The organism is Haliea sp. (assembly GCF_040222615.1).
Classification (GTDB): Bacteria; Pseudomonadota; Gammaproteobacteria; order Pseudomonadales; family Halieaceae; genus Haliea.
Genome location: NZ_JAVKCQ010000065.1, coordinates 1 through 25,790, shown reverse-complemented (window position 1 = coordinate 25,790; position 25,790 = coordinate 1). Strand labels below are relative to the sequence as shown.

At 62.1% G+C, this 25,790-nt stretch carries 23 protein-coding genes; 9 read left to right on the top strand and 14 right to left on the bottom strand.

Annotated features, from left to right (window positions below):
• Positions 1 to 27 precede the first annotated feature (27 nt).
• Entirely contained in the window at positions 28 to 2,226 is a 2,199-nt protein-coding gene (locus RJQ10_RS05705; RefSeq protein WP_350144519.1) for a molybdopterin-containing oxidoreductase family protein, read from the bottom strand.
• 1,547 nt (positions 2,227 to 3,773) lie between these two features.
• On the opposite strand from RJQ10_RS05705, the gene RJQ10_RS05700 reads away from it, so the two are divergent.
• The 5 genes from RJQ10_RS05700 (at position 3,774) to RJQ10_RS05680 (ending at position 8,815) form a co-directional block, all read left to right on the top strand.
• Positions 3,774 to 4,928 (top strand): hypothetical protein, encoded by a 1,155-nt coding sequence (locus tag RJQ10_RS05700; protein WP_350144517.1) that lies wholly within the window; start codon positions 3,774 to 3,776, stop codon positions 4,926 to 4,928.
• Between the two features lie 10 nt (positions 4,929 to 4,938).
• Positions 4,939 to 6,309, top strand: a complete 1,371-nt coding sequence (locus tag RJQ10_RS05695; RefSeq protein ID WP_350144515.1) for an oligosaccharide flippase family protein — start codon at positions 4,939 to 4,941, stop codon at positions 6,307 to 6,309.
• Positions 6,306 to 7,250, top strand: coding sequence for a hypothetical protein (locus RJQ10_RS05690; RefSeq protein ID WP_350144513.1), 945 nt, complete (start codon positions 6,306 to 6,308; stop codon positions 7,248 to 7,250). The genes RJQ10_RS05695 and RJQ10_RS05690 overlap by 4 nt, the downstream gene beginning before the upstream one ends.
• Before the next feature lie 6 nt (positions 7,251 to 7,256).
• On the top strand, positions 7,257 to 8,207 hold the full coding sequence (locus tag RJQ10_RS05685; protein WP_350144511.1) for a glycosyltransferase family 2 protein: 951 nt from the start codon (positions 7,257 to 7,259) through the stop codon (positions 8,205 to 8,207).
• A gap of 209 nt (positions 8,208 to 8,416) precedes the next feature.
• Complete coding sequence (locus RJQ10_RS05680; protein ID WP_350144509.1) at positions 8,417 to 8,815, top strand: FAD synthase family protein; 399 nt, start codon at positions 8,417 to 8,419, stop codon at positions 8,813 to 8,815.
• Positions 8,816 to 8,818: 3 nt separating this feature from the next.
• On the opposite strand, the gene RJQ10_RS05675 is transcribed toward RJQ10_RS05680, so the two are convergent.
• Genes RJQ10_RS05675 through RJQ10_RS05655 form a run of 5 tightly spaced genes read right to left on the bottom strand, consistent with a single transcriptional unit; the run spans position 8,819 to position 14,629 of the window.
• Complete coding sequence (locus tag RJQ10_RS05675) at positions 8,819 to 9,991, bottom strand: CDP-glycerol glycerophosphotransferase family protein (protein WP_350144507.1); 1,173 nt, start codon at positions 9,989 to 9,991, stop codon at positions 8,819 to 8,821.
• Positions 9,988 to 11,154 (bottom strand): glycosyltransferase family 4 protein, encoded by a 1,167-nt coding sequence (locus RJQ10_RS05670; RefSeq protein ID WP_350144505.1) that lies wholly within the window; start codon positions 11,152 to 11,154, stop codon positions 9,988 to 9,990. The genes RJQ10_RS05675 and RJQ10_RS05670 overlap by 4 nt, the downstream gene beginning before the upstream one ends.
• 9 nt (positions 11,155 to 11,163) lie before the next feature.
• Positions 11,164 to 11,877, bottom strand: a complete 714-nt coding sequence (locus RJQ10_RS05665) for a class I SAM-dependent methyltransferase (RefSeq protein WP_350144503.1) — start codon at positions 11,875 to 11,877, stop codon at positions 11,164 to 11,166.
• Between the two features lie 21 nt (positions 11,878 to 11,898).
• Complete coding sequence (gene dxs / locus RJQ10_RS05660) at positions 11,899 to 13,857, bottom strand: 1-deoxy-D-xylulose-5-phosphate synthase (protein WP_350144501.1); 1,959 nt, start codon at positions 13,855 to 13,857, stop codon at positions 11,899 to 11,901.
• Between the two features lie 34 nt (positions 13,858 to 13,891).
• Positions 13,892 to 14,629, bottom strand: a complete 738-nt coding sequence (locus RJQ10_RS05655) for an SGNH/GDSL hydrolase family protein (protein ID WP_350144499.1) — start codon at positions 14,627 to 14,629, stop codon at positions 13,892 to 13,894.
• Between the two features lie 181 nt (positions 14,630 to 14,810).
• Between RJQ10_RS05655 and RJQ10_RS05650 the strand changes: the two genes are divergently transcribed.
• Positions 14,811 to 16,010, top strand: a complete 1,200-nt coding sequence (locus RJQ10_RS05650) for a GGDEF domain-containing protein (RefSeq protein ID WP_350144497.1) — start codon at positions 14,811 to 14,813, stop codon at positions 16,008 to 16,010.
• A 9-nt stretch (positions 16,011 to 16,019) separates the two neighbouring features.
• Here the strand turns inward: RJQ10_RS05650 and RJQ10_RS05645 are convergent, their stop codons facing one another.
• Both RJQ10_RS05645 and yrfG read right to left on the bottom strand, forming a co-directional pair.
• Positions 16,020 to 16,415, bottom strand: coding sequence for an RNA-binding S4 domain-containing protein (locus tag RJQ10_RS05645; protein ID WP_350144495.1), 396 nt, complete (start codon positions 16,413 to 16,415; stop codon positions 16,020 to 16,022).
• The gene (yrfG, locus tag RJQ10_RS05640) at positions 16,412 to 17,101 is read right to left on the bottom strand and encodes a GMP/IMP nucleotidase (protein WP_350144493.1); all 690 of its coding nucleotides are present in this window, start codon (positions 17,099 to 17,101) and stop codon (positions 16,412 to 16,414) included. The genes RJQ10_RS05645 and yrfG overlap by 4 nt, the downstream gene beginning before the upstream one ends.
• A gap of 230 nt (positions 17,102 to 17,331) precedes the next feature.
• On the opposite strand from yrfG, the gene RJQ10_RS05635 reads away from it, so the two are divergent.
• The 3 genes from RJQ10_RS05635 (at position 17,332) to RJQ10_RS05625 (ending at position 19,504) form a co-directional block, all read left to right on the top strand.
• The gene (locus RJQ10_RS05635) at positions 17,332 to 18,219 is read left to right on the top strand and encodes a 3'(2'),5'-bisphosphate nucleotidase CysQ family protein (protein WP_350144491.1); all 888 of its coding nucleotides are present in this window, start codon (positions 17,332 to 17,334) and stop codon (positions 18,217 to 18,219) included.
• 81 nt (positions 18,220 to 18,300) lie between these two features.
• On the top strand, positions 18,301 to 18,549 hold the full coding sequence (locus RJQ10_RS05630; RefSeq protein ID WP_350144489.1) for a YdcH family protein: 249 nt from the start codon (positions 18,301 to 18,303) through the stop codon (positions 18,547 to 18,549).
• Positions 18,550 to 18,565: 16 nt separating this feature from the next.
• Positions 18,566 to 19,504 (top strand): MBL fold metallo-hydrolase, encoded by a 939-nt coding sequence (locus RJQ10_RS05625; RefSeq protein ID WP_350144487.1) that lies wholly within the window; start codon positions 18,566 to 18,568, stop codon positions 19,502 to 19,504.
• A gap of 7 nt (positions 19,505 to 19,511) precedes the next feature.
• Here the strand turns inward: RJQ10_RS05625 and RJQ10_RS05620 are convergent, their stop codons facing one another.
• The 6 genes from RJQ10_RS05620 to RJQ10_RS05595 are packed head-to-tail and all read right to left on the bottom strand — an operon-like array spanning position 19,512 to position 25,585.
• Complete coding sequence (locus tag RJQ10_RS05620; RefSeq protein WP_350144485.1) at positions 19,512 to 19,976, bottom strand: methylated-DNA--[protein]-cysteine S-methyltransferase; 465 nt, start codon at positions 19,974 to 19,976, stop codon at positions 19,512 to 19,514.
• Positions 19,977 to 19,989: 13 nt separating this feature from the next.
• Positions 19,990 to 21,420, bottom strand: a complete 1,431-nt coding sequence (locus tag RJQ10_RS05615; protein WP_350144483.1) for an AlkA N-terminal domain-containing protein — start codon at positions 21,418 to 21,420, stop codon at positions 19,990 to 19,992.
• 49 nt (positions 21,421 to 21,469) lie between these two features.
• Complete coding sequence (locus tag RJQ10_RS05610) at positions 21,470 to 21,820, bottom strand: hypothetical protein (RefSeq protein WP_350144481.1); 351 nt, start codon at positions 21,818 to 21,820, stop codon at positions 21,470 to 21,472.
• A gap of 58 nt (positions 21,821 to 21,878) precedes the next feature.
• Entirely contained in the window at positions 21,879 to 22,790 is a 912-nt protein-coding gene (locus RJQ10_RS05605) for a hydroxymethylglutaryl-CoA lyase (RefSeq protein ID WP_350144479.1), read from the bottom strand.
• Complete coding sequence (locus RJQ10_RS05600; RefSeq protein WP_350144478.1) at positions 22,787 to 24,790, bottom strand: acetyl/propionyl/methylcrotonyl-CoA carboxylase subunit alpha; 2,004 nt, start codon at positions 24,788 to 24,790, stop codon at positions 22,787 to 22,789. The genes RJQ10_RS05605 and RJQ10_RS05600 overlap by 4 nt, the downstream gene beginning before the upstream one ends.
• Positions 24,791 to 24,793: 3 nt before the next feature.
• Positions 24,794 to 25,585, bottom strand: a complete 792-nt coding sequence (locus tag RJQ10_RS05595; protein ID WP_350144476.1) for an enoyl-CoA hydratase/isomerase family protein — start codon at positions 25,583 to 25,585, stop codon at positions 24,794 to 24,796.
• Positions 25,586 to 25,790: the final 205 nt, after the last annotated feature.

Sequence of the window (25,790 nt, the reverse complement as noted above, 5' to 3'; positions counted from 1 at the left end):
CGGCAGGCAGTTCGCCGAACCTTTGGGTCAGCCAACAGGGCAGGGCGAGTACTCCACCGCCACCGGTACATTGCCCATCCTCGGCATGCCCGTGTAGGGATCGAAATCCACCTCGGTATTGAGCAGGCGCCCCGTGTTACTGCCGAGCTCACGGAAATTCGCCTCTTGACCCGGCAGTCCGCCGAAACCGTGTGTCATCGCGATGACTCCGGGGCGCAATGTTGGGTCAGCCTCCACGATGGCCGGAATGGCGTCCCAGGGAGATCGCAGGCAAACCGTCGCGCCGGACTCCAAGCCGAGTCGAGCAATATCGTCGGGGTGCATAAAGGCAGGATTCCAGGTTTTGCCTGCCCTGAGCCTGGCGATGTGTCTTCCGGTTGAGTTCATGAAGTTGTTGCTGCGTCGCGGTATCAGCCGGAAGGGGAATTCCGCATCCTCGGCGGCTGCCGCGGGGGCGCGGTCAGACCACGCCCGGAGTTCTGCCATCATGGTGGGGTCGTCGAGGCGAAGCCGTGCTGTGCAGTTTGGCTCCGCCGGTGCAATCGGCACATCCTGCTCCTGAAGGAGTCCATGTGGATGTGCCGCCACCTGGTCGTAGTCCAGCCGGCTGTTGGCACACATGCGTCGGTAGAGACCTTCCGTGTCCAGGGTCTCGTCGCGGCCGAGCTTGAAGCCGGCCATTGGCGACTCCGTGTAACTGCCAAAGCCGTAGGCCATTGCCAGTTCAAGGTCACAGCCCAGGTGGCGGGCGATGTCCCACAAAAACTGCCATTCCTCCACGAGGTCGGCATTGGGGGGCGGGTCAACGACAGCAGGGCTGACCTGTGCGTAGGTGCCCGGTATCCCCATGCCGAGACCGTAGTATTTGCCAGTCTCGGCCGGCTGGCTCATCCCGGGAGTCTCCAGCGTGAGCCTGGGGGCGATGACATAATCCGCCAGCTGCGCGGTTTCCGACAGCAGGGGGTCAAAGGTCACCAGCAGCTCCAGCGATTCCATGGCCGCCATGGTCTTGCGCTGGTCGGGCCACGCGGTCATGGGATTACCACCAAGGCAGATCAGCGCACGCACCTGGCCCGGCCCCGGCAATAGAATGTCCTCGGCCAGTGCCGCGGTCGGCATGCCGGCTACCGAGTCGCCCAGGGCGCGAACGCGCATTTGCTCCCCGAATCCCCAGGCCTGGAATGGCGCCACTGCCTGCGCCCTGGGCTGCCAGGGCGGCAGCAGTCCGTTGGGGCGAGTGACAGTGTCACCGGCACGCGGCCAGCGGCCGCACAAGGTTGTCAGGGCCAGCGCCAGGTACTCAGTCAGATTGCTGTTCATGGAAAAGCTGGCGCCAGTGCCAGTGTTTACCGCCCCCGATGTCCCCGAGGCAAACAGCCGGGCCGCGCTAACCAGCATTTTTGCCTCGATACCGGCGCGTTCCGCTACCATCTCTGGCGTGAAAGGTTCAACCTCCGCGGCCAGTGACGCAAAACCCTCCGCATGCCGGGCAACGAAGTCATGGTCGTATAGACACTCCTGGATAATGACCCGGATGAGGCCAGCGAGAATAGCCGCGTCTTCACCCGGGCGCGGCTGCAGGTGAATGGCCGCACGGCTGGCGGTCTCGGACGCCCTGGGGTCCACCACGATCAGTTTCATGCCGCTTTTTACCGCGTCCTTCAGCTTCTGCGCCGGATTCTGGCAAGGGATACCGGCAGCCTTGGAGATCACTGGATTGACGCCGACCAGCAGCCAGGTATCGGCGCGTTCGAAATCCTGGTCCCCACCCTGCCAGATGCCGTGCAGGGCCTGGGCAATTTGCTTGTTGGGTTGATCAATGGTGTTGGCGGTGAAGAACATCGGTGAGCCCAGTGCGCGCAGCAGGGCATAGGCCACCAAGGGACCGCCGGGATAGGGCAGTGAGTTGGTGCCACTGTAGACAGCGACTGATCGAGGGCCGTGTTGGGCGACAAGTGCAGCCAATCTTTCGGCAATCTCCTGCGAAGCCTGGGCGCTCGGGATGGGCTCGAAATTACCGTGATCGCTCCGTTTCACGCTGTGCAGCAGGCGATCAGGGTGGTTGTGTAGCTCCGGGAGGGCCCGACCTTTGGGGCAGGTGTAGCCCTTGAACAGCGGGTTGTCCGGGTCGCCGGTGACGCGGATGAGCTTGCCCGCCTCGACTGTGGCGAGGATGCCGCAGTGGGCGATGCAAAGTCGGCAGATGGTGGGCTGGGTGTTGGTCATGGGGGGCCTGCGTTGGTGTTAGCGATGACTAACTGGCAGCTATGGACTGCAGGAGTGGGACCTTCTCCGCCATGGTCCGATCAAAGTGCCCCCTGGTCACCAGCGATTCAACATGATGCGAAACCATAAGCGTCACGCCCCTGGCGATGGCCTCTGCCTGCCAATGTTCGAAGAAGCTCATCCAGCCGCCGGGGGCCACGATGGCGCCTTACAGGGCAGCCAGTGAGACTTACTTCCTTATATCCGCTAATTATGGCGCGGGACAGCAAATCTGCCAAACCTGTGGCCGAATTTGACGAAACAGAAGTTACCGCGGAAACAGAGCTCTGGGGCCTGGCGTTACTTTTCTCTCCTTGACTCAATACCTGGCGCCTCTGAAAATCAAAGAACGTCTCCGCGGAGAATCGGAGTCCCACCCGGCCATGAAGAGATTAACCGACAGCCATCAACTGTCGCCAATCGCTCCCTCATGTCAATCCTATTCCCGCTGGCAACAACAAGTTTTGCCGTCCTTGCTGTAGCGCCCGCCGGGCCTCGCGGCTAAGCTGTGCGCTCGGTTATGGCCATCAGGTATGCAGGGATTGAGGATGTCGTGTGCCGACATCAGTGGTAGTTCCATTTAGGATTTGGCCGTGGACGGTTAGTCAGCCTGGCGCTGCGCCACCCTGTCTGGCGCGTATTCTGGTGTTTGTTCTGGCGTGCTATCTCGAACCGACCCGGTTTTGGACGGTACGGACGGCGTGGGGCGACCATTTCATGCGCCCTTTATAGAGGCGCTGAAATTTTAGGTGGAGTAGGCTAATCCAGGTTCCTGACGAGATTGGTGGAGTGCGGTACGGGGTAAAGAGTACAGTTCGTCGAGTGCAGGAGCTTGTACTGCGCCGAGTGCCTTTAGAATGATTGGTCTGTTTGAAAAGTTCCTATTAGCGCTAGAAGAGTGCTGTAGATAAGCTGTACAGCTTGGCTGGGGGCCATTATGGAATGCTCAATTTGGGTTCCCGAGTCCGGTAGACGGATGATTTGAGCCTTAGTGCCCTGTCATCGGCGACAAAGTAGTTGGATGAGGTTTTTCAGTGTTTAATAGGAGCAGATCGTGAATATGGACTTGCGGAGCACGGGGCAAATAGTGGCGCTAAATGGGCGTGAGCTTGGTCAATGGCGTCGCACCCGTATTAAGGCCCCCCGAGTGAATCCAGAAAGTGGTTGTCAATATGTAGGACGCCATTGCAAATCCAGCGGTCCTCGTGAAAGCACGATGTACGTTGCTCCGTCATTCGGACTTAACCAAGTAGTATCGAAGTAGGATAATTAGAGGAGCAGGCAGTGATCGGGGAGACAGATGCATTCAATATGTCGAGCTCACCTGCTTTTATGAGGCTTTCAGCAGTGACCGCTATCCAAATACCTTGTAGAAAAACGTCTAGACTAATCGAAGAATGACTTTCCCCACAGCGACCGCGCCGCTACCGAAAGCTTTAAAGGCAAATCGGGAGAGCCACGATACCGACCCGGACCTCCACCTTTTGGTCCGGTGGCGCTGTTCCGAAATGGCCTGTCGTGACAAGTTCATCGAACAGGTGGGGCGTCGATTCCAAATTTTGGCGGTGTACACCTGCGATTGGTCCCCTGAAAACTGGGCCTGGAACTTGGCCAGGTTTTATGGTGGTCGGTCCATGGTGGGGACCACGAAATTGCGTGAGATTGGTTTCTCGCCCTTCCTCGCCGTGATTGTGAGAGACGATGCTCCAATTTATGGCCCTGTTCAGGCTTTGGGTGGGAATGTAGACGTTGCTAACCGCAACATAATTGATTTCAAGTTCCACTTGCGCTTGGAGGCGAGCGCGAACTTCTGCCATTCAACCTCATCCCGCTCTGAGTTTTTGATGCAGTCCACATTGCTTCTTGGGCTTGAGGAAGCCTCCCGACTCCAACACATCAGCGATTGGGATGGTGCGGTCTCAATGCTACGTGGGGATATTGAGGGCGCGGAGAGCTGGGAGTGCTTCGAGCGGATGGTGGGATATCTAAACCGCACGTGCCGCTGGTTAGTGCTTAGGAATTTTGAAAATCTGCCGGATAGCCTGACGGAAGAGAACGATCTGGATGTTTTGACCGACGACATGGAATTGTTCTCCGCGATCGCTGGACTAGTACCGCGCAGTGGGGGTCTCGGTCACTACACGGCATCTATCTCTGGCGAACAAATCAGCATTGATGTGCGTTGCCTCGGCGATGGCTATTACCCAACATTGTGGGAGGTAGATTTGTTGGAGACCCGGACTTGGTGCGACAACGCCATTCCCAAGCCGGAGCCTGTTCATCACTTCTTTTCCCTTTTGTACCATGCTCGCTTGCAGAAACCATCAATGTCGGATCGCTACGTAACGGTCTTGACCGATCTGGCCCTACAAATTCGTTTTGACGATGTCGCGGAGGAGACCCTTCGAGATGACGTTCGTTCAGCGAGCATTCTTTCCGGCTTCATGAAGAGTCGCCTTTACCCAGTTACCCGCCCTGTAGATTATGGTGTGTTTTGGAATAGGCGATTCCAACGGCTACTCAGTGGCTTTGAGATGGTGTCTCCTCGTGTTCTGCGAAAGCGGCGCGTACTCTGTTTCATGCGTCGATGGCTACCGAATTGGGTGTATCAGGTGGTGCCCTACCGGCTAAGAGTTACTATCAAGACTAAACTGAATCACTAATGAGTATTTATTGTCAAATTGTTTCGCTCATGGCGCTTCCTGCATCGTGAAAAATGAATACACGCGTCATGTCGGCAACCATTTCTCGGATGAAGCAAGAGAAAGCGTTGCAGTCTTTGCCCTGAGAGTTGCGAGCTTGGTCATGGGCATAGCGGCTACTGTGCTGCTGGCCCGCATCTTGGGGCCGGACAAGTTTGGGCTTTACAGCCTTGTTCTTGCTGCAGCAACGTTGGCTGCGTTGCCTGCCCATGCGGGACTCGGTACGCTTGTTTTACGAATCACCTCCGCAGAATATGTCAAAGGGGCTTATAGTCTCGTTCTTGGGATGTGGCGTTGGACGATCCGAGCGCAAGCCACTATCAGCGTGGCCGTTATGGGGATAGCTGCCCTGGCTCTTTGGTTGGTTTCCGGTCAGCTTACATCGGACGAAGTTCACGCAACTATTTTTGGCATTCTTCTTACCCCTGTTCTTGCATTGAGCGCCACACGGATCGCCATGATGCGGGGATTGGGTGATCCAGTGGCCGGGGTAATGTTGGAGGCCCTGCTTCAGCCAGCCCTGCTTTTGGTAGGGCTGGTGATGCTTTGGTTGGTCTCGCGACTAGAGCCGGTCTCTGCCCTTGCCTTGTACCTCGGGACTGTTCTTGTCACTTTCGTGTTTGGATACTTTTTAGTCCTGTGGAGAAGTCCGAAAGAAATCTTTCAGGCAACCCCCGAATACCAAGCGGGAGAATGGTGGCGCGCCGTGTTTCCCTTGGCTCTGCTGGTAGGGATAGAGCGATTGATAAAGTACACGGATATCCTCTTGCTTGGCGCCTTGGGAACGGCAGCCGACGTGGGCCTTTACCGGGTGGCGGTACAGGGGGCGGACGTAATCGTGTTTGCCCTCGCAGTCATCATGCTAGTATTCGGCCCGAGGTTGGCACGTTTGCATGCACAAGGAGATACTGCTTCCTTGCAGAAACTCGTCACGCAAGGCAGCCGATGGAGCATGGTCGCCGCTGGCCTTTCGTTCCTGGTATTACTTATCGCCGGCGAGTGGCTGCTTACTGTCGTTTTTGGTGTTCGATACACTGAGAGCATCCAGCCGCTTTTGATTCTCGCAGCCGGACAGCTGGTGGTCGCATGGTTTGGGGTTACGCTTACCGTACTTAAGATGACGGGCAACGAGCGTAGCTCAGCAGTCATTCTCGGTGCGGCAGCCGTGGGCAATGTCGCGCTGAATTACATCCTCATTCCACCTCTTGGGCCAACTGGCGCGGCCATCGCAACCGCACTTACACTTGGCGTCTCTCGCGTGGCCTTGAGTCGTATTGTTCAGAAACGCTTGGGCGTTTACGCGGGTGTGCTTGGCAGCCGATTCAGGGGTAATGCGGGATGAATACTCGAGATTGGTTCTGGCAGCTTGACCACCTGTTGGCTCGGGTGGCGGGCATGCTGGGCGTACGCATCTCACGGGACCGGCCCGTTGACTGTATCGACAGCGGTATGCATCCTGTGGCTGCCTATTACGCAGCGAACGGTCGCCCCGTCGCATTCGACGCTCCCTTGGAGCGTCTACGCGGTCTGGGAGCAAATGCCTTTGCTTGTCATGTGGAATCCAACCACCCCTATGTGCTTGCACTCCTCGACTACCGCAGTGGTCTGTACTCAGAGTATTCGGGCTCCGTGCTGGAGACGTTTTACCGCTGCTGCCAACCACGCACCGCGTCAGAACATCTTGGTGTTGACTGCTTACCCGAAGTTTCAGTATTGAAAGAGCTCCCGCCCGAGATGGCCGTTCTGCCGTGGCAGAAGGAGACTCCTGATGAATGGTGGCGGATTGTCCGAAGGTCAGTGGTGAAAGACCAGAAGCGGATTGCTGAAGGAGGCGTCGTGAGTGAAGCGGACTGGCACTTTTTTGGGCCGATGTCACCCGCAGCCGGACGCAGGGAGTGGCGTCGACTGGTGGATTTGTATCATGCAATGAAGACGCAGGGATATCGGCGTTCGCCGCGTCTTGAGGGCGATGTTACAGGGCAGCTTTTACTCGATGATCGAGACTCCAGTTGCTGGGCTTTTTGCGTTCTCGGTGGAGGGCAGCATCGCTCTGCGGTCGCCGGCGCCATCGGCCATCGCTCAATTCCTGTTCGGCTCGCCGCAAATCGGACGCCAATTGTAGTGCGTTCTCATGTCGACTATTGGCCCCAGGTACAATCTGGGCTCTTCACAATTAGCTCAGCGCTAGAAGTGTTCGACCGTATCGTCGCCGGACGTCAGCCGTTTCCCTGGAACGGCAGGAGAAATGTCGCGGGGCCCGAAAATGCTGATGCGGTGGTATAAGTCGGTATGTCAGCATTGCCGTATGTCTCGATTATCATGCCACTGTACAATGCGGCGTCCACTGTGGAAGCGGCGCTTCAATCCGTACAATCTCAGACTGTAGAGGATTGGGAGCTAATAGTATGGGACGACGCTTCCACCGATCAGGGCTTGGCCCTTCTCGAGGTCATGGATGAGCCACGGCTTGTTCTGCTCGCCGGCAAATGCAACGCTGGCCCTGGCCTCGCAAGGAACGGTGCCATGGAGCGTGCCCGCGGTCAGTGGATTACTCTAATTGACGCCGATGATTGCTGGGATCCGAGGCGCCTGGAAATACTTTTGAACGCCGCCGAAGGTCGAGATGACACGCTCATTTTTGACGACATCATGACTTGCCACGACGGGCCGGACAGGCGTCTAGTGCCTTGGAGGCGAGTCCACGGAGAACATGCATTTGGGGGCAGCGGCAAGAGCGCTCGTAATGTTTCGCTATCTGCCTTCATTCGCTCAGAACGTCTGTTGATCCAACCGCTTTTCCCTGCACGCTATGTGCACACAAACGGGATATGGCAATCCTCTCGCCAGTTCGCTGAGGATGCTGAATTCGTTTTTCGTCTTGCTGCTGCGGGTGTGCAGCTGCGCTATGTGCCAGAGCCATTGTATTTCTATCGAATAACGCCAGACTCTACCACGGCGCGGGCCTCAGACGTGACCCTAATGCGAAAGTGTATCCAGGATGTCTTGGAGATGGCGGATTGGCCGCAGGAAACCCGCATCGCCTTTGCTGATAAGATCCACAGTCTACATCGGAACGAAGCACTGTATTTGCTATATCGTGCATTGCGGTCGCGAGCGCCCCGGGAGGCACTGCGACTGCTTTTGTCGACGCCGGGTGTTCTGGCAATTCTCCCCCGGCGAGTGGTGCTGGTGCTTTACTATCATATTCACCGACTGATTCACGGCGGAGCAATGCGTTAAGGAGTGGTGGCGGACAATAAACTGATTCGAGACCTGCAAGGGTGGGGTCGCCGCACAGCGCTGTCTCTAAGACGCATCTTACGCCAGAATCTTTAGGCTGAATGTGAATGATTACCACCGTGTCAGGCGGATATGTCAACGGAAAAATAGATCAGTGCGGTGCTCTTTCTTGTATAGATCTCCGAGTGATCGAATAAGGTAAATGCCGGATGAATAATAAAAGACGAATAATAACCTTCGGAACTTTCGATGTTTTTCACGTCGGTCATCTACGAATTCTTGAGCGTGCGAGGGTTTTAGGCGATCAATTGGTTGTGGGTGTGTCTACTGATTCATTAAATGAGTCTAAAAAGGGTCGCCCACCGGTGTACCCTCAGGAAGAGCGGGCAGCGATCGTAGCTGCCTTGCGCTGCGTTGACGAGGTGTTCTTCGAGGAGTCACTGGAGTTGAAAGCCGAATACATCAGGCTATTTGATGTCGATGTGCTGGTCATGGGTGATGATTGGCAAGGGCGCTTTGACAAGTTTAGCTCGCTCTGTGAAGTGGTGTATTTACCGCGTACACCAGCTATCTCAACGACTGAAGTCATTGAGAAGATTCGGTATTGATTTTCATGGGGCGGTATTCCTTGCTATCGCATCAAGTCTTCGCAGCTGTCTTTGAGCGGACTCGCCATCAGTGAATTCGCCATAGAGAGCTGCGACTGTGTCTTGCTGTCTCGATGCGTTGGACACTTCATGGTTAGCCGGGGCTAGCAAGCATTCATTCAGTTTCACCTTGAGCTCCTTCAGGTTTAGAATGACCCAACCAAATCGATACTCCGGCCCCAACGAAAAGCCATTCTTGAAGGGGGCAGGCACATCGAGGAATAGGGTAGGCCGTTCCAGTGCAATGAAGTCGAAGGCAATAGAGGACCAGTCACATATCAAAACGTCGGTTGCCAGTAGCAGGTCTTCGGTATCCGGGTAGTCCTTTTGGCTGCAGTAGAGAATGTCGCTGGAACTCTCCGTGGCAATACTTGAGTTGAGGTGGACGCGAATCACCAGGCGGGCCCCCATCGCCGTGCAGGTGTTGAGCAAAGTTGATGTGAATTCAGCTTGCGAAGCGCCAAAGGGAAACAGTTCCCGGCCCGCGTCGTCCTGGCGCCACGTCGGCGCATACAGAACCAGTTTCTGGCCATCGGGAATGTTTGCCCAGTCCCTGAAGTTTGAACGTGGCGCGGGCCGCTGGAACAGCTTGTCGGTTCTGGCGTAACCAAGGCTTACAACCCTGTCGGGAGAAAACCCGAAGCGCTGAACGTAAAGGTGCTTCAGCAATGGAGAGGAAACCCAAACCTCGTCGTAGCGATGCTGTAGTTTGAAGTCTGTCGGGGTGAATCCTTTGAACGGTATGCCGTGCCAAACATCCACGAAGCGTATATCGGTCAGATATGTCAGGGGCAGCATTGCGTGCAGCCCATGGTCGGTGATGATTGCGGAGCAGCGGCTGAGATTGCGCATGTCACGCCAGCGGAAGCAGCCCAGGGTATGAATGCCTTTGGCCTGGAGTTCCCCGTGCTGCGTCGGGTCGAGTGTCAGATACGCAAGTTCCAGATGCTGGGGGCCGCTCCGCTGCCACTCGTCATAGAGCGCTTTCAGATTGCCATTGAATTGGTGTCCATACAGGACAACCAGCGGCCTGGCGGGTCGTGGAGTGAAGGGGCGAAAGGCTATCGCCAGGAGAGTGTACAGGCCCTGTAGGGCAAGTAGTCGCCAATGGCGCAGTTCTCTGGGGTCAACCTTCATGGATTGGCTTGGTGAATAAGTGGGCGCACATACTGGTGGAAGCGTGTCCAGTCGAAGCACTTGGCTTGCTCTCTATATGCTCCGCTTTTGTCGCCAATGTGTTGCAGTTGTGTGGTTGCTGCGTCCCTGAGCAGGTTGTACTGCCCAACCTCAACCAGATGGCCTCCGGTTGGCAATACAGCGTCTCTCACCCCCCCAACATCAAACCCGATAGTGGGTGTTCCCATCGCCGCCGCCTCAATGGCCACCATTCCGAACCCCTCCACATCCCCGGGCACTGCTATCAGCGGAAACACATGCACCGCTGCGCAGGCATAGGCCGTTTCCAGGTCACGGTCGTTCACCTGGCCCAGAAACATCACTTTATCGGTTAGCCCGGTCTCTTTAATTGCGGCCAGCACCTCTGCCTTTTCCCCCTGCCTGTTCAGGCTGTCATCCGGGTTGTCACCCACCACTACCAGCCCTGCGTCCGGACAGGCCTGCAGGATAGCCGGCAGGCTATTGCGGATAAAAGGTGACAGGCCTTTGCGGCGGGTAATCCGGCCCACAAAAAGCATGTAGCGGCTGTGGGGAATCCGGTAGCGCTGCAGAAACTCTCGCTTCCGCTCTTCGTCTGGAAGTTCCGGTATGTGAGTGCCCGGGTGGATGATGGTTATACGGTCTTCTGCCACGCCCTTTTCCACGGCCAGGCGCCGCGTGTTGCGGCTGTTGGCGACCACCTGGTCGGCTTTGCGCAGGGCGGGGATGAACAGACGCTGGTAGAGCCAGTGGTCGACGATAATGTCCAGGCCGTGGACCAGTATCAAGGTGCGGCAGCGGAACAGGAGCTTGAGCAGTAGTAGCAGAGGCGCCATCAGGCCACTACCGCCGATCACCACGTCAAAGCGCCCTTGGCGGACTATGCGCAGCGCCGCCAGCGTTGATCCGACCAGAAACCCGGCCAGCTTGTCGCTGCACTCCTGTGTTGCCACTGCGCCGGGAAGGTAAGCGCGGCAACCAGAGGGCCCGATCACGGTGACGTCCGCATACTCCGCCACTCCCAGTACGAGGTTGTACAGCAACCGCTCCATGCCCCCCACCAGCGGCGGCAGGTTGCGGGTGATTACCAGCACTTTCAGCCCGGATTCGTTGCCAGTGGCCTGTGCTGTTCCCTCAGGAGGCATGCCTGAATCTCAACGGCTGACTTCTGCCAGGTGATACACCTGGTACTGCCAGCGCAGTGGCCAGGCCAGCAACGCAAGTGCCTGCGCCGCTCGCAGTGGGGCGGCAAGCAGCCCACTGGTCATGATCCAGCTCCGGGACAGGACATGCGTGTCCTTCCACCGTTTGCGCACCGTGAGGCCGGCCTCCCTGAACAGCGCGTCCCACTCTTCCAGTGAGCGCACGACTTCCATCGCATCGACCTGGTAGGTGCCGCCGTACAGGCCCAGCTTCCTGGTCAGGAAATCCTTGTTGGGCACCAGAATCACGAACTGCGCCTGCGGTTTCGCCACCCGCACCATTTCCCGCAGCGCGGCCACGGGATCGAGGAAGTGTTCGAGGGAGCCGAGGCAGGTCACTGCGTCAAACTGCTGGTCAGCAAACGGCAGCTTTTCAGCTGGGCAGGCATGGAACTCCCCGCCGGGTAACCGCGTCTTGCACACATCAATCGCCGTATCGGAGATGTCGACCCCTGCGACATGGTTGCCGTGGGCTGCACAAGCGGCCAGGAATCCGCCGGTGCCGCAGGCCACATCCAGAACCCGCTGGTTCGGAGAGGTCTGCAGCTGCCGGGCGAGTCGCCTGACATGGCGGGAGGGTTGTTGCGGTGCGCTGTCGGGCTGGTGGTAGACGGTGTCGTAAAACACCTTGATCTTGTTTTGCTGCTCCGGGTCTATCGTTTTCAATGCAACACTCCCTGCAGGGGGCTAGCGAGTGCGGCCGACTTCCAGCGCTTCGACGGTAGTCAGTGCGGTGGCGGGGGTCTGCTGCTTGTGCGCCAGGGCCTGCCGTACACTGTCCACAATCCCCTCCCCATCCAGTCCAAGTTCTGCCATCTGTTCCTCCTGGCTCGCGTGCTCGACGAAGCTGTCCGGCAGCCCGAGGTGCAGGCAGGGCGTATCCACATGGTGTCGTGCCAGCAGTTCGTGCACGCCGCTGCCGGCGCCGCCGGCCACTGCGTTGTCTTCCACCGTGACCAGCAGTTCGCAGCTGTCGGCCAGGGCCATGATCAGTGCTTCATCCAGAGGTTTGACCCAGCGCATGTCTACCACGGTGGCGTCCAGGGCTTCGCCGGCCCGCAGTGCCGAGGTCAGCAGGGTGCCGAAGGCGAGAATGGCGACCTGCCGGCCTTTGCGCACGGTAACGGCCTTGCCGATCTCCAGCACGGTCATCTCGTGGGCGATCACGGCGCCGGGACCGTTGCCGCGGGGGTAGCGGATGGCCGCGGGACCGGCGTGGTCATAGGCGGTGTATAGCATCTGCCGACATTCGTTTTCGTCCGAGGGCGCGCCAATCACCATGTTCGGGATGCAGCGCATGTAGCTCAGGTCGAAGGCGCCGTGGTGGGTGGGGCCGTCCTGGCCCACCAGGCCGGCGCGGTCGATGGCGAAGGTAACGTCCAGGTTCTGCAGGGCCACGTCGTGGATAAGCTGGTCGTAGCCGCGCTGGAGGAAAGTAGAGTAGATCGCCACGACCGGCTTCAGGCCGTCGCAGGCCATGCCTGCCGCCAGGGTCACGCAGTGCTGTTCGGCGATGGCGACGTCATAGTAGCGCCGGGGGTACTGGCGGGAGAATTCCACCATGCCGGACCCTTCGCACATGGCGGGGGTGAGGCCGACCAGGCGCTGGTCCATGGCCGCCGTGTCGCAGAGCCAGCGGCCGAACACATCCTGGTATTTGACCTTCTTCGGTCCGGGGAAAGGCGCGGCCGCGTCGGGCTGGGGCCGTTTGGGCGCTGCCTCGATCTTGTTGATGGCGTGGTAGCCCACCGGATCTCGCTCGGCCGGCGCGAAGCCCTTGCCCTTCATGGTGCGAATATGGAGGAACTGGGGACCCTCCAGATCCTTCATGTTCTCCAGGGTCTGCAGCAGCTGCGGCAGGTCGTGGCCATCGAGGGGGCCGATATAGTGCCAGCCCAGCTCCTCGAACAGGGTGCCCGGGGCGACCATGCCCTTCATGTGCTCTTCCGTGCGCTTGGCGAGATCCCAGGCCGGTTTGATGCGCTTGAGAATCTTCTTCGAGCCCTCGCGCATGGCGATGTAGGTCTTGCTGGCCCAGATCTTGGCGAAGTAGGTCGCCAGGCCGCCGGTGTTGTGGCCGATGGACATCTGGTTGTCGTTGAGGATACAGAGCATATTGGGACGCACGTGGCCGGCGTGGGCCAGGGCTTCGATGGCCATGCCGCCGGTGATGGCCCCATCGCCGATCACCGCCACCACTTTGCGCTTGATGCCCTGCTGCTGCGCCGCCAGTGCCATGCCCATCGCTGCGGAGATACTGGTGGAGGAGTGGCCGACGCCAAAGGTGTCGTACTCGCTCTCGCTGCGCTTGGGGAAGCCCGACAGGCCGCCGGCCTGGCGGATGCTCTGCATCTGCTGCATGCGGCCGGTGAGGATTTTGTGCGGGTAGGTCTGGTGGCCGACGTCCCAGACGACGCGGTCGTGGGGCGTGTTGTAGATCGTGTGCAGGGCGATGGTCAACTCCACCACGCCGAGGCCTGCGCCGAAATGGCCGCCGCTCTGGCCCACGGTGTAGAGCAGGTAGGCACGCAGTTCCTCGCTCAGCAGCAGCAACTCCTCCTCATTCAGCTCGCGCAGGGGCCGGCCCTGGTCAATGGCGCTCAGCAGGGGGGTGTGCGGCAGTGTGACGGGGATTTCGCTCAACATCGCCGAATTCTAGCGCATTCCCGACGGGATGTGGTTATTTCTCTTGTCGCCTGGCCTGGCCCGCGCTGTGTCTCAGGGCGTCCTGCAGCAGCGCTCCAAGGCGCGTATAGCCGGCGTTGTTCAGGTGCATGCCGTCGGGCCAGAAAAAGCGTCCGCTGGGGTTGCCGGCCAGATCCTGCAGCAATGGATTGGGGTCCAGCACCGTGACTCTTGGCCGGCCCCTCGCCCAGCGGTGCAGCAACGTCGCTGTCTCGTCGATGGCGGCAAAGTCCCGGGGAAAAACGGGTGATTTCACCGGGACAAAGACGATAAAGCGACCGTTCCCCCGCAGCCCCGCATCCTTCAGTTCCAGCGCTTTGATAGCGGCTGCCAGCTCGGTGGCAGTCTTGTCATCGCGCAGGTGGAACTCGCTGTTGCCAGGCAGTAGCACGACGCTGGAGGGGCGGTAGAAGCCGATCAACCGGTCGTAGTAGTGCAGGATATCCTCGATGACGGCGCTGCCAAGGCCACGCATCAGCACGGGTTGCGGCGCCAGCATGTCAGGCAGGTCCTGCCACAGGGTGACCCGGCGGCCGCCGACGACCAGGACGGGCAGGTTCGGCAACGCCGTGCGCTGGTCGGCACGGGTATAGGCCTCGACCTCTTTCTGCCAGGCGGTCGGAGAGCTGTGGGTGATTTGCAGAGCGTCCCGGGCGGCGAGCCAGGCAAAGTGTCCGATCGGGACCAGCAGCAGGGCCAGGCAGAAGTTGCGAATGGCGGTCCAGGAATACACAGTGGGCTCCAACGATAGGCAAGGGAGTTTGTCCCAATCCTGTGCAGGTGGCAATTGCGGTCCCGGCCGGAATGTGCGCTGGTTCGCAGCTGTGATCGCGCTGTCGCCTGTGGTGTGACGGAAGTCGCAGGCGGTGCTAATTCGGTTGTCCCGGGCGCTCGCTTCGGGGCAGGATGCGCGCATGATCTACCAGCGCCACATACCCAACGAGGAGTTGTTCGCATCACAACTGGAAATGGTGATGCAGAACGGCCGTGCCGCGAGTATTGCCGCCAATGTGCTGGGTGTGGCCGCAGCGCTGGCGCTGTTCTGGCAATTCATTCCCATCCTCTGGCTAGTGCTGTGGGCCTTTGGTGTATCGCTCCTGCTGCTGGTGCGATGGCACTACATGAGCAACGCCCTGGTGGCGCGACACTACCAGCAGCACCCGGCCCGGGTGTACTGGGCGCTGCTGCTCGGCGCAACGCTGACCGGACTGGTGTGGTCTTCCGCCTTCGTGCTGATGGCGCCGCGGGTGCCGGACAGCATGCAGCAGGTTTTCCTGTTGCTGATTTTCATGATCACCCTGCTCTCCCTCGGTGCGACCCTGGCCCTGCGGGAGTATTTCCTGGCCCAGCTCTATGCGGCGCTCTGGCCAATCGGCTGGTGGTACCTCGTGCACTATTGGGAGGGGCCATTCAACCTGCTGATCGGTTTCGTGACGCTGGTGATCTGCGCCCTGATGCTGCCAGTGAGTGAGCGGGTGCACGCCTCCATCCGCAGCCTGATATCCGTCAACTGGCAGCGCGAGACCATGTCGCGGGAACTCGCCGACCTCACCAACAGCCTGCGCGACCGCAACCGTCAGTTGCGGGATGCTCGCCGCCAGCTGACGGACCTCGCCAATGTCGATGAGCTGACCGGGCTCGGTAACCGGCGTCTGGTGAACCGGGTGCTGCAGGAGGAGATCAACCGCGCCCGCCGCAACGGCGGCATGCTGTCGCTGATCCTGCTGGATGTGGATTACTTCAAGCCCTACAACGATACCTATGGCCACCTCGCTGGCGACCAGGTGTTACAGCAACTGGCGGACGTGATGCAGCGTGCGGTGACCCGGGCCGGCGAGGTGGTGGCGCGCTACGGCGGCGAGGAGTTCATCCTGATCCTGCCCGGCGCCGACCAGGAAATCGCCCTCCGCACCGCGGAGCGGCTGCGTCAGCTGGTGATAGAGGAGCACATTCCCCACGGCGAGTCGCCGGTGGCGCCCTGCATCACCGTGAGCCAGGGGCTGGTGTCGATTTCCCCCGATGGCGACCTTGTTTCCGGTGATCTGGTGCGCCTGGCGGACCAGGCGCTTTACCGGGCCAAGGACGAGGGCCGCAATGCGATTGTGGTGGGGTAGGCGGGGTGGTTAATCCCCGGGCTGCTCCTTGAAGCGGTGAATCTGCCGCCGCTGCTTCTTGGTGGGGCGGTGCGCAGGCCGGTCGATCATGCCACCAGCCGCCTTGCGGGCCGCTGCCTCAGTCTCCCGTTTGGCGATGCTGGCGGGAGTCTCGGTGTACAGCTGCTGCGCTTCGGGTGCGCCCCGGCGCTGGTCTGACAGCGCTTCGACCACCACCTCACGCTGGTCCCAGCCCTGGCGAATCTGCAGCCGGTCGCCAACGGCGATCTCCTTCGACACCTTCACCCGCTGCCCGTCCAGCTGCACCTTGCCACCTTCGATGGCGGCCTTGGCCAGGCTGCGGGTCTTGAAGAAGCGCGCCGCCCACAGCCATTTGTCGATACGCAGTTTGCCGGACTCGCTCATGTCGGGCTGTGGGGCTCGCCGGTTCGGGGCAGGGTTCCGGGCATGATTTCATCGAAGTGATGGATGCCGGGAAAGCGGGTTTCGATACGCTTCTGGTGCTGGCTGTCGGGCTGCAACAGGGTCAGTAGATGGGCGATGCCGTACTGGCGGGCGGATTCCAGCACACTCTCGGTGTCGTCAATCAGCAGGGTACGCGCTGGGTTGAAAGGGTGCAGCTGCTGCAGGGCGTGCCAGAACGCCTGGTCCTCTTTCGGCGCCCGCAGGTCGTGGGACACCACGAGGCGATCGAACCAGGGGGTGATGTCGATCTGGGACATCTTGATATCCAGGGTCTTGCGGTGGGCGTTGGTGACCAGGACGACATCGCAGGGGCCGGCGTGCAGCTGCTGCAGGAACTCCAGCGCAAACGGGCGCAAGCTGACCATGTGCTGGATTTCCCGTTTCAGCGCCGGGATGTCCATGTCCAGCTGGGTGCTCCAGTAGTCCAGGGAGTACCAGTCCAGAGTGCCCTGCTGGCCGCCAAAGCGCCCGTGCAGGCTGGTCGTGGCGTCGGCCTCGGGGATGCCGTGCTTGGCGGCATACAGGCGCGGCAGGTGGTCCAGCCAGAAGTAGTTGTCGAAGTGGAGGTCCAGCAGGGTGCCGTCCATGTCCAGCAGAACCGTGTCGATGCTGTCCCAGTCAATCATGTGCGCGGGTGACCGTTGCGGGTGGCGGAGCATTATGCCGTTTTTTTGCAGGACGCGCAGCCGGGGCTGCTGGCGAGCTGCTGCCGGCGAGGTGCGGCCGGCGAGGTGCGGCCGGCGAGGTGCGGCCAGTCTGGGCTCTCGTGCAGCTGTTCCCGTCGAGTGTGCCCAACCAACGGCGCAGGGCGGCCGGGGGATGGTATAATCCGGGGCTTTCCACATGGATAGCTGTCGTGGTCGATCTGAACGTCCTGATCCAGCCATTGCTGCGGCTCTGCTTCGAGGCCGGGGAGCTGATTTGTGGGCACTACCACGCTCCGGGCGACAGCGGGCTGCGGGCCAAGGCGGATGATTCGCCGCTGACCCACGCCGATCTCGACTCCCACGTTCATCTCCGGGACGGGCTTGCGCAACTGACCCCCGGCGTACCGCTGCTGTCCGAGGAATCTTCCGCGGAGACCAAGGCCCAGCGCCATACCTGGCGGCGCTTCTGGATGGTGGATCCGCTCGACGGTACCAAGGAGTTTGTCGCCGGCAACGGCGAGTTCACCATCAATATTGCCCTGATCGAGGATCATCGCGCGGTGTTGGGGCTGCTGTATATTCCCCTGCAAAAGCTCGCCTACGCGGGGATTCCAGGCAGTCTCGCCGCGCGCTTCAGCACTGTCGATGGAGAATCCTGGGAACGCCGGCCACTGGCAACCCGGGTGCTGGAAGACGACCGTGGCACTGCCGCCCCCCGCAGCCTGACCGTGCTCGCCAGCCGTCGTCACCGCAACCGCCAGCTCGATGCCTGCCTGGCCTGGCTGGAGGCGCAACGCGGCCCCCTGCAGCGGGAAAACAGCGGTAGCGCGCTCAAGTTCTGCCACCTGGCCGAGGGGCGTGGCGATGTCTACCCCCGGTTCTCGCCCTGCTGTGAATGGGATGTCGCCGCCGGTCAGGCTGTTTTGGAGGCCGCCGGGGGCAGCGTGCTGGGCCTGGACGGCAATCCCCTGCGCTACAACTGCCGCGATACCCTGTTGAGCGCGGATTTCCTGGCGGTGGGCGATGCGGGCAACCCGCTGTGGCCGGCCTTGCTGGCCAATCAGCGCCAGTACGCCACTCCTGTGAGCGGGCGCTAACAGCATGCTTGTGTCGGTAAAGCAAGAAGGTATAGAGTTGAGGCCCATCGGGAATCTGCTTGGGCAGGAGCCAGTCGAACAATGAATGAGCCACCGCGCAGCCTGTTTGGCAACGGTCAGGAAGACGCCGCCAACGAAGAGCTCACCCCTGCCATGCTGCTGATGCAGCTTATGGCGCGGCACCGTGCGCTGGACGAGAAGATCGCCGAGCTGTACGAATTTCCGTACAAAAACCAGATCCTGCTGCAGCGCCTGAAGAAGGAAAAGCTGCGCCTGAAGGACAGCATAGAGCGCCTGAAGGACGAATTGATTCCGGATCTCAACGCCTGACTTCCAGGGAGGTCCCATGCCCCAGCCCGACAGACAGCACCTGACACTACACCGCGGGGCCTTTGCTGCCCCGGTCCTGTTGGCCGCGGCATTCTTCACCGCCTGCGCCCTGGCCCTCGCGACGACCGCGGTGGCTCAGGACGGCACGGTATCCACCAGTTCACTCACCGGCACCCTGCACCTGCTGCAGGGGCGCGGCGGCAATGTCGTAGCCTCCATCGGCGAGGACGGCGTCCTGATCGTCGACGATGACTACGTCGAAATGGTGCCCGCCTACGAGGCCGCCCTGACCGATCTGGTTGGCGCCGACGCCAACCCGCGCTTTATCGTCAACACCCACTGGCACTCCGATCACGTGGGAGGCAACCTGTTCTGGGCCGATCGTGGCGCCGTCGTGGTCGCCCATACCAATGTCCGTGAGCGCATGTCCACCCGCCAGGACATGAAGTTCTTTGACCGCGTGGTCGAGCCCAGCCCTGTGGGCGCCCTGCCGGTGATTACCTTCGGCGACTCGCTGGCGCTGCACTTCAACGGCGACGATATCGAGGTTCAGCACCACGCCGCGGGGCACACCGACGGCGACAGCGTGGTGTACTTCACCAGCGAGAATGTGGTCCACATGGGCGATCTCTTTTTCAATGGCGGCTTTCCTTTCGTCGACCTGGGGTCCGGTGGCTCCGTGGCAGGCTATATCGCCGCCGTCGAGGCGGTGCTGGCGCGAGTGGATGAGGCCTCGGTGATCGTGCCCGGTCACGGCAGCCTTGCCACCCGGGCAGACCTGCAGCGTTACCGGGACATGCTTGTTGCCACCAGTGACGCCGTCCGCGCGCAGCTGGCCGCCGGTCAGTCCTTGGACAGCATTGTCGAGGCTGGCCTGGGTGAGGAGTGGGCCAGCTGGGGCGGCGGTTTCATCAACGAAGCCACCTGGATCGGCTTTATTGCCAACAGCCCCTGAGCACAGCTCAGGGGTAGCTGCCCTCCAGGGTCAGAAGCTGTACCTTGCGCGGCAGGCCGCCGGCAAAGCCGGTCAACGAGCCATCGGCGCCAATCACCCGATGGCAGGGCACCACGATCGGCAGCGGGTTGCGGCCGTTGGCCGCCCCCACCGCACGCACTGCTCTGGGCTTGCCGATAGTGAGCGCGATATCCCGATAGCTGCGCACCTCCCCCCAGGGAATGGCGGCCAACGCCTGCCATACGCTCTGCTGGAAGGGGGTGCCGCCAGCGGCGAGGGGCAGGTCGAAGCGCTTGCGGTGCCCGGCGAAATACTCCTCAAGCTGGCGTCTGGCCGCTCCCAGGACACTGTCCGGGTTGGCGCTGTCCGCTGTGCCGCTATGCTGCCCCGGGAAGTTGATCGCGGTCAGGTGGTTCTCCTCGCTGAGCAATTGCAGGGGCCCAAGGGGGCTGTCGATCGTCAGGGTATTCACATCGTTTTCTCCTTCAGGTGCCGAGGCTACGCCAGAGCAGGTTGGCAGCGTAGGCCCGCCAGGGTCGCCAGCGTTCGCTGGCCGTGTGCAGCGATTCCGTCGCCTGGGGCAGGGCCTCCCAGGCGCGCATCAGTCCCAGATCGCGGGGCGGGAAGGCATCCGGCTGGCCGTGTCCCCGCATCCCGACCATCGCCGCGGTCCAGGGGCCGATTCCGGGCAACGCCAGCAGCTGCTCTTCGTCCGGCTCACTCTCCCGGGTGAGCAGGCCGCATGCCGCACGCAGGGTGTCGCGCCGGCGAGCGGGCATGGGGAAGTGGCAGTCATCCAGCGCGGTGATGGCCGCCGGTGCCGGGAATACGCGTGCTTCCCCGTTCCCCGGGGCTGCGGCGGCCGCCAGGCGCGAGCACACCGTGCGCGCGGCCCCAATGCTGACCTGCTGGCCGACCACGGCCCGCACTGTCGCCTCGGCAACACTCCAGCACACCGGTGAGCGCATGCCGGGGAACCGCTGCAGCAGGGTTGCCAGCGCGGCCTCCCGCTCCAGCGCTGTGGCTATCACATCGGGATTGGCGTCCAGGTCGAACATGCGCCGGACCCTCTGCACTACCGGCATCATGCCGGCGAGATCCGGCAGTCGCAGTTCCAGTTCAAGGGCCCGGCGCGCAGGCAGGTGGCGGACCCGTATTTCCCCCGCTTGCTGCCGCCACAGGATCCTGCGCCGGTAGCTCTCGCCCTCGACAATCTCGATCCCCTCCACCGCATGGCGGGCAAAAAAGTCCAGTACCCCGTCCCAGTCATAGGGAGGGCGATACTGCAGCTGCAGGCGGATGTGGGGGCTCGCGGAGCTGTGCTGCCGCTGGCGTCGCATGGCGCCGGGGGGCTTGCCAAAGCTGTCCTGGAACGCGCTGTTGCAGCGCCGCACGCTGCCGAATCCGGCGGCGTAGGCGATGTCGACGACCGGCAGTGCGGTCTCCTGCAGCAGCTGGCGGGCGAACAGCAGGCGCTGGTTCTGGGCGACCGCGACGGGTGATACGCCCAGCTCCCGCTGGAACAACTTGCGCAGGTAGCGTTCCCCTATGCCCAGTCTTGCGCACAGGTCTGCGAGACTGCCCTCGTTGAGCGCGCCGGCGTGGATCAGCTTCAGGGCGCGCTGGACCGTCACCGAACTCCCCAGCCAGGCGGGGCTTCCCGGAGCAGCTTCCGGCCGGCAGCGCAGGCAGGGCCGGTACCCGGCCGCCGCGGCCTGGCTGGCTGCGCGGAAATACTCGACGTTGCGCTCCGCCGGCTGGCGGGCGGGGCACACCGGGCGGCAGTAGATGCCGGTGGTGCGCACGGCGAGGAAAAAAACGCCGTCGAAGCGCACATCGCGGGCCATCCGGGCGCGCTGGCAGGCCTCGGGATCGAGGTCGCGGATGGATTCTGTCTGCAGGATGCTGTTCTTCATAGCCGCACTATAGGCCGGCCCCTGGCGCTGTGGCTAGCCAGAATCGGCCCTAGATACTGGGCAGCTTGCGCACAGACCACAGCACCCGGCCGCACAGCGCGACCACGGCGACATCCGAGGCAAAGCGCAGGAGGTCCGCCGCCGGCCACGGCCAGGGTGGGCCGGTGGCGAGAAGCTGGGCCGGGAAGGCCGCACAGACCCCCGCGGCGAGAAACAGGGTAAAACGGGACCGACCAAACAGGCCGATGGCGATGAGCAGGTAGACGCTGCCGATCAGGGCCGTGAGCAGCACCCCTTCACTGAGCCGGAAACGCCACAGGCTGGCAACCTGGAACAGCCCGCTGGTGGCGACGATGGTGGCCGCTGCGTAGCGCTGGACTGTGACTGGCGGAGGCGGCATGCAGGTTTCCGTATCTTCCCGGGCAGGACTGTACCACGCCGGGAACCGCCCCGGTATGTCAGCCGTTCTCCCCGGCCCCGCCCAGGGCCCGGGCCACCCGGGAGCCACTCGGGCGGCCCAGAGCGGCGGAGATACGCTGGCCTGCGGCGACCAGCGTCTGCAGATCGACGCCGGTTGCTATCCCCAGGCCGTCCAGCATGTACAGCACGTCCTCGGTGGCGACGTTACCCGAAGCTCCCCGGGCATAAGGGCAGCCACCGAGGCCGGCGACGGAGGCATCCACCGTGGCGATACCGTGCTGTAACCCGACCAGGATATTGGCCAGCGCCTGGCCGTAGGTGTCGTGGCAGTGCAGAGCGAGTTGCGCCGCCGGAATGTCCGCCAGCAGGGTCTGCAACAGGCGCTGCATAGTGCCTGCGTTGCCGGTGCCGATGGTGTCGCCGAGGGAGACTTCGTAGCAGCCCATCTCCAGCAGCGTAGCAGCGACCTGGAGCACCGCCGCCGGCGGGATATCACCCTCATAGGGGCAGCCCAGCACACAGGACACGTAGCCGCGCACTGGCAGGCCTGCCGCCTGCGCCGCCGCCATTACAGGTTCGAAGCGCTGCAGGCTCTCGCCGATACTGCAGTTGATATTTTTCTGGGAAAACGCCTCCGAGGCCGCGCCGAATACCGCGACTTCATCAGCGCCTGCCGCCAGCGCCCGTTCGAAGCCCTTGAGGTTGGGTGTCAGGGCGCTGTAGCGAACCCCGGGCCGGCGCTGTAGATTGGCAAATACTGCCTCGCTGTCCGCCATTTGCGGGATCCACTTCGGGTTGACGAAGCTGCCCGCCTCAATCACCCGGAGTCCGGCGGCGCCGAGGTCGTCGATCAGCCGCAGCTTGTCCTGCAGGGCCACGAGGCCGGGCTCGTTCTGCAGCCCGTCCCGGGGGCCGACGTCGACCAGGGTTACCTGCTGTGGCAGGGTCATTCCGTGTCCTCCCCCGGGGTGAAGGCCAGCAGCTCCGCGCCGCCGTCCACCAGGTCACCGGCGGCGAAAAAGAACTGTTCCACCACCCCGGCGGCGGGTGCGCGGATGGTATGTTCCATTTTCATCGCCTCCATTACCAACAGCGGGGCTTTCGCCTCCACCCGGGTGCCGGGTTCAACCAGCAGGGTGACCACCGTACCGTTCATGGGGGCGACCAGGCCGCTGCCGGCGCCGCTGTTGTCGGTTTCACCGGTGTCCGGGCGCACCTCGCGGAAGTGGCAGGCGCCTTCTGCCAGGTACAGGGTAAAGCCATCCTCGGTAGGGGCCAGGGTCGCGCGCTGGCGGTGGCCGGCATGTTCCACCTGCAGCAGGTCGCTGTCGAGCTGCCCGCGCAGGACGTCTTCGCGGCCATTGCTGCGGATGTGGTAGCTGCCGTCCCGCTGTTGTGTCACGGCAACCGGGAAGTCCTGCTGGTGACAGTGCAGCACGAAGTTGTGGGCGTGGGGTTCGTTCAGGCGCCAGGCGTTGCCGCTGTTCCACGGGGACCAGGGATCGCTGTCGCTGCCCGGGGCAGCCTGCTGCTGCCGGTACAGGAGCAGGGCCAGCGTCGCCAGCGGCAACTCCCGCTGCAGATCCTGCTCCCGCTCATGGAAGATCAGCGCACTGTGGCGTTCGATAAAGCCGGTGTCCAGCTCAGCGCGCTGGAAGGGTCCGGCGGTGGCCAGGTTGTAGAGGAAGTCCAGGTTGGTAACGGTACCGCCAATCCGGTAGTCCATCAGGGCCGTGGCCAGGCGCTGCAGCGCCCGTTCCCGGGATTCGTCCCAAACAATCAGCTTGGCGATCATCGGGTCGTAGAACACACTGATCTCATCGCCCTGCTGGACCCCGGTGTCCACCCTCACGTGGGGGGACTCCGCCGGTGGGCGCAGATAGGCGAGGGTGCCGGTCACCGGCAGGAAATCGTTGTCCGGGTCCTCGGCGTACACCCGTGCCTCGAACGCGTGTCCGCGCAGCACCAGTTGTTCCTGGGTCAGGGGCAGGGTTTCGCCGGCGGCTACCCGCAGCTGCCACTCCACCAGATCCTGTCCAGTGATCATCTCGGTGACCGGATGCTCCACCTGCAGGCGGGTATTCATCTCCATAAAATAGAAGCTGCCATCCTCGTCGAGAAGGAACTCCACGGTGCCCGCGCCGCGGTAGTCGATGGCCTGCGCCGCCTGCAGCGCTGTGGTGCCCATGGCCTCTCGCAGCGCTGGCGTCATGCCCGGGGCTGGCGCCTCCTCGATCACTTTCTGGTGCCGGCGCTGTACCGAGCAGTCCCGTTCTGCCAGGTAGATACCGTTGCCGTGATTGTCGCAAAAAACCTGCACCTCCACGTGGCGCGGCTTGGTCAGGTATTTTTCCACCAGCATGGTGGCGTCACCAAAGCTGGCGCTGGCCTCGCGCTGGGCCGCCGCCAGGGCGGCGTCGAACTCGTCCGCGGACCACACCTGGCGCATCCCTTTGCCGCCGCCGCCCGCGGTGGCCTTGAGCAGCACCGGGTAGCCCATCCTGTCCGCCTCCGCCTGCAGCAGGGCGGGATCCTGGTCGGCGCCGTGGTATCCGGGCACCAGCGGCACCCCCGCCGCCCCCATGATCTCCTTGGCCGCGGACTTCGAGCCCATGGCCTCGATGGCGCCGGTGGGTGGACCCACGAAGCAGATGCCGTGGTCGGCGCAGGCCCGGGCGAAACCGGCGTTTTCCGACAGGAAGCCATAGCCGGGGTGGATGGCCTGTGCGCCGGTGCTGCGCGCGGCGTCGATGATGTGATCGACCACCAGGTAACTCTCCCGCGCCGGCGCCGGGCCAATATGTACCGCCTCATCGGCCAGTTGCACATGCAGGGCATCGCGATCGGCGTCGGAGTAGACCGCCACCGTGGCGATGCCCAGCCGGCGCGCCGTGCGGATAATGCGACAGGCGATTTCGCCGCGGTTGGCAATCAGCAATTTGGTGAACATGCCTCAGCTCCCGAGCCAGTTGGGTGTGCGTTTTTCCAGGAAGGCCGCCAGGCCCTCCTGGCCCTCCTCAGAGACCCGGATGTGGGCGATGCGGGCGCAGGTGTCTTCCACCAGCTCCGCCGTGATGTCCTCTCCGGCGACGTTGACAATCAGGTCCTTGGCCGCGCGCACTGCCTCCGGGCCATTGCCGAGGATCGCATCCAGCAGCTGTGCCACTTCGCTGTCCAGCGCCTCTTCGTCGGCGATCTCGCTGATCAAACCGAGTTGCAGCGCCCGGTGGGCGTCAAACCGCTCGGCAGTCAGGAAATAGCGCCGCGCCGCCCGCTCGCCGATGGAGCGGATGACATAGGGGCTGATCGTCGCCGGCACCAGCCCGATCCTGACCTCCGACAGGGCAAACATGGCGCCCCGCGTGGCCACCGCCATGTCGCAGCAACTCACCAGACCCACCGCGCCGCCGAAAGCAGCGCCCTGCACCCGGGCAATGGTGGGCTGTGGCAGTCCGAACAGCGCCTTCAGCATGCCCGCCAGCGCCTCCGCATCGCGCAGGTTGTGGCCGTAGTCATAGCCCGCCATGCGCTTCATGTACTCCAGGTCCGCGCCCGCGGAAAAGTGCTTGCCATTCGAGGCCAGCACCACCGCACGGACATCCGTGCGCTCGGCCAGCGTATCGAAGGCCAATCGCAGCCTGGCGATGATCACATCGTCGAAGGCGTTGTGCTTGTCCGGGTTGTCAATCGTCACCGTGGCGACGCCGCGGGGATCAATGTCTGTGGTCACTAGTTCGTTGTTCATCGTCAGTAGTTCCAAAATCTGGCTCAGCTAATTGGCGATCTCGTTCACGGGCTGCACGGGCGCCGGGAGCACGGAGAGGGGCAGGCGGGACACGCCACAAGTACATCCATGTAGGCTCGGCGACGGCCTTCCATGGCCGTCGACGGTCCCCCCGGCCCCACGCCCTACCCCCCCCCCCCCCCCATACGCACACCCGTGCGAACCA

Bases quoted from the DNA above. Each gene is read 5' to 3' on its own strand.
- RJQ10_RS05705 (WP_350144519.1), bottom strand. From the start codon at position 2,226: ATGACCAACACCCAGCCCACCATCTGCCGACTTTGCATCGCCCACTGC.
- RJQ10_RS05700 (WP_350144517.1), top strand. From the start codon at position 3,774: ATGGCCTGTCGTGACAAGTTCATCGAACAGGTGGGGCGTCGATTCCAA.
- RJQ10_RS05690 (WP_350144513.1), top strand. From the start codon at position 6,306: ATGAATACTCGAGATTGGTTCTGGCAGCTTGACCACCTGTTGGCTCGG.
- RJQ10_RS05685 (WP_350144511.1), top strand. From the start codon at position 7,257: ATGTCAGCATTGCCGTATGTCTCGATTATCATGCCACTGTACAATGCG.
- RJQ10_RS05680 (WP_350144509.1), top strand. From the start codon at position 8,417: ATGAATAATAAAAGACGAATAATAACCTTCGGAACTTTCGATGTTTTT.
- RJQ10_RS05675 (WP_350144507.1), bottom strand. From the start codon at position 9,991: ATGAAGGTTGACCCCAGAGAACTGCGCCATTGGCGACTACTTGCCCTA.
- RJQ10_RS05670 (WP_350144505.1), bottom strand. From the start codon at position 11,154: ATGCCTCCTGAGGGAACAGCACAGGCCACTGGCAACGAATCCGGGCTG.
- dxs (WP_350144501.1), bottom strand. From the start codon at position 13,857: ATGTTGAGCGAAATCCCCGTCACACTGCCGCACACCCCCCTGCTGAGC.
- RJQ10_RS05650 (WP_350144497.1), top strand. From the start codon at position 14,811: ATGATCTACCAGCGCCACATACCCAACGAGGAGTTGTTCGCATCACAA.
- RJQ10_RS05645 (WP_350144495.1), bottom strand. From the start codon at position 16,415: ATGAGCGAGTCCGGCAAACTGCGTATCGACAAATGGCTGTGGGCGGCG.
- yrfG (WP_350144493.1), bottom strand. From the start codon at position 17,101: ATGATTGACTGGGACAGCATCGACACGGTTCTGCTGGACATGGACGGC.
- RJQ10_RS05630 (WP_350144489.1), top strand. From the start codon at position 18,301: ATGAATGAGCCACCGCGCAGCCTGTTTGGCAACGGTCAGGAAGACGCC.
- RJQ10_RS05625 (WP_350144487.1), top strand. From the start codon at position 18,566: ATGCCCCAGCCCGACAGACAGCACCTGACACTACACCGCGGGGCCTTT.
- RJQ10_RS05615 (WP_350144483.1), bottom strand. From the start codon at position 21,420: ATGAAGAACAGCATCCTGCAGACAGAATCCATCCGCGACCTCGATCCC.
- RJQ10_RS05610 (WP_350144481.1), bottom strand. From the start codon at position 21,820: ATGCCGCCTCCGCCAGTCACAGTCCAGCGCTACGCAGCGGCCACCATC.
- RJQ10_RS05605 (WP_350144479.1), bottom strand. From the start codon at position 22,790: ATGACCCTGCCACAGCAGGTAACCCTGGTCGACGTCGGCCCCCGGGAC.
- RJQ10_RS05600 (WP_350144478.1), bottom strand. From the start codon at position 24,790: ATGTTCACCAAATTGCTGATTGCCAACCGCGGCGAAATCGCCTGTCGC.
- RJQ10_RS05595 (WP_350144476.1), bottom strand. From the start codon at position 25,585: ATGAACAACGAACTAGTGACCACAGACATTGATCCCCGCGGCGTCGCC.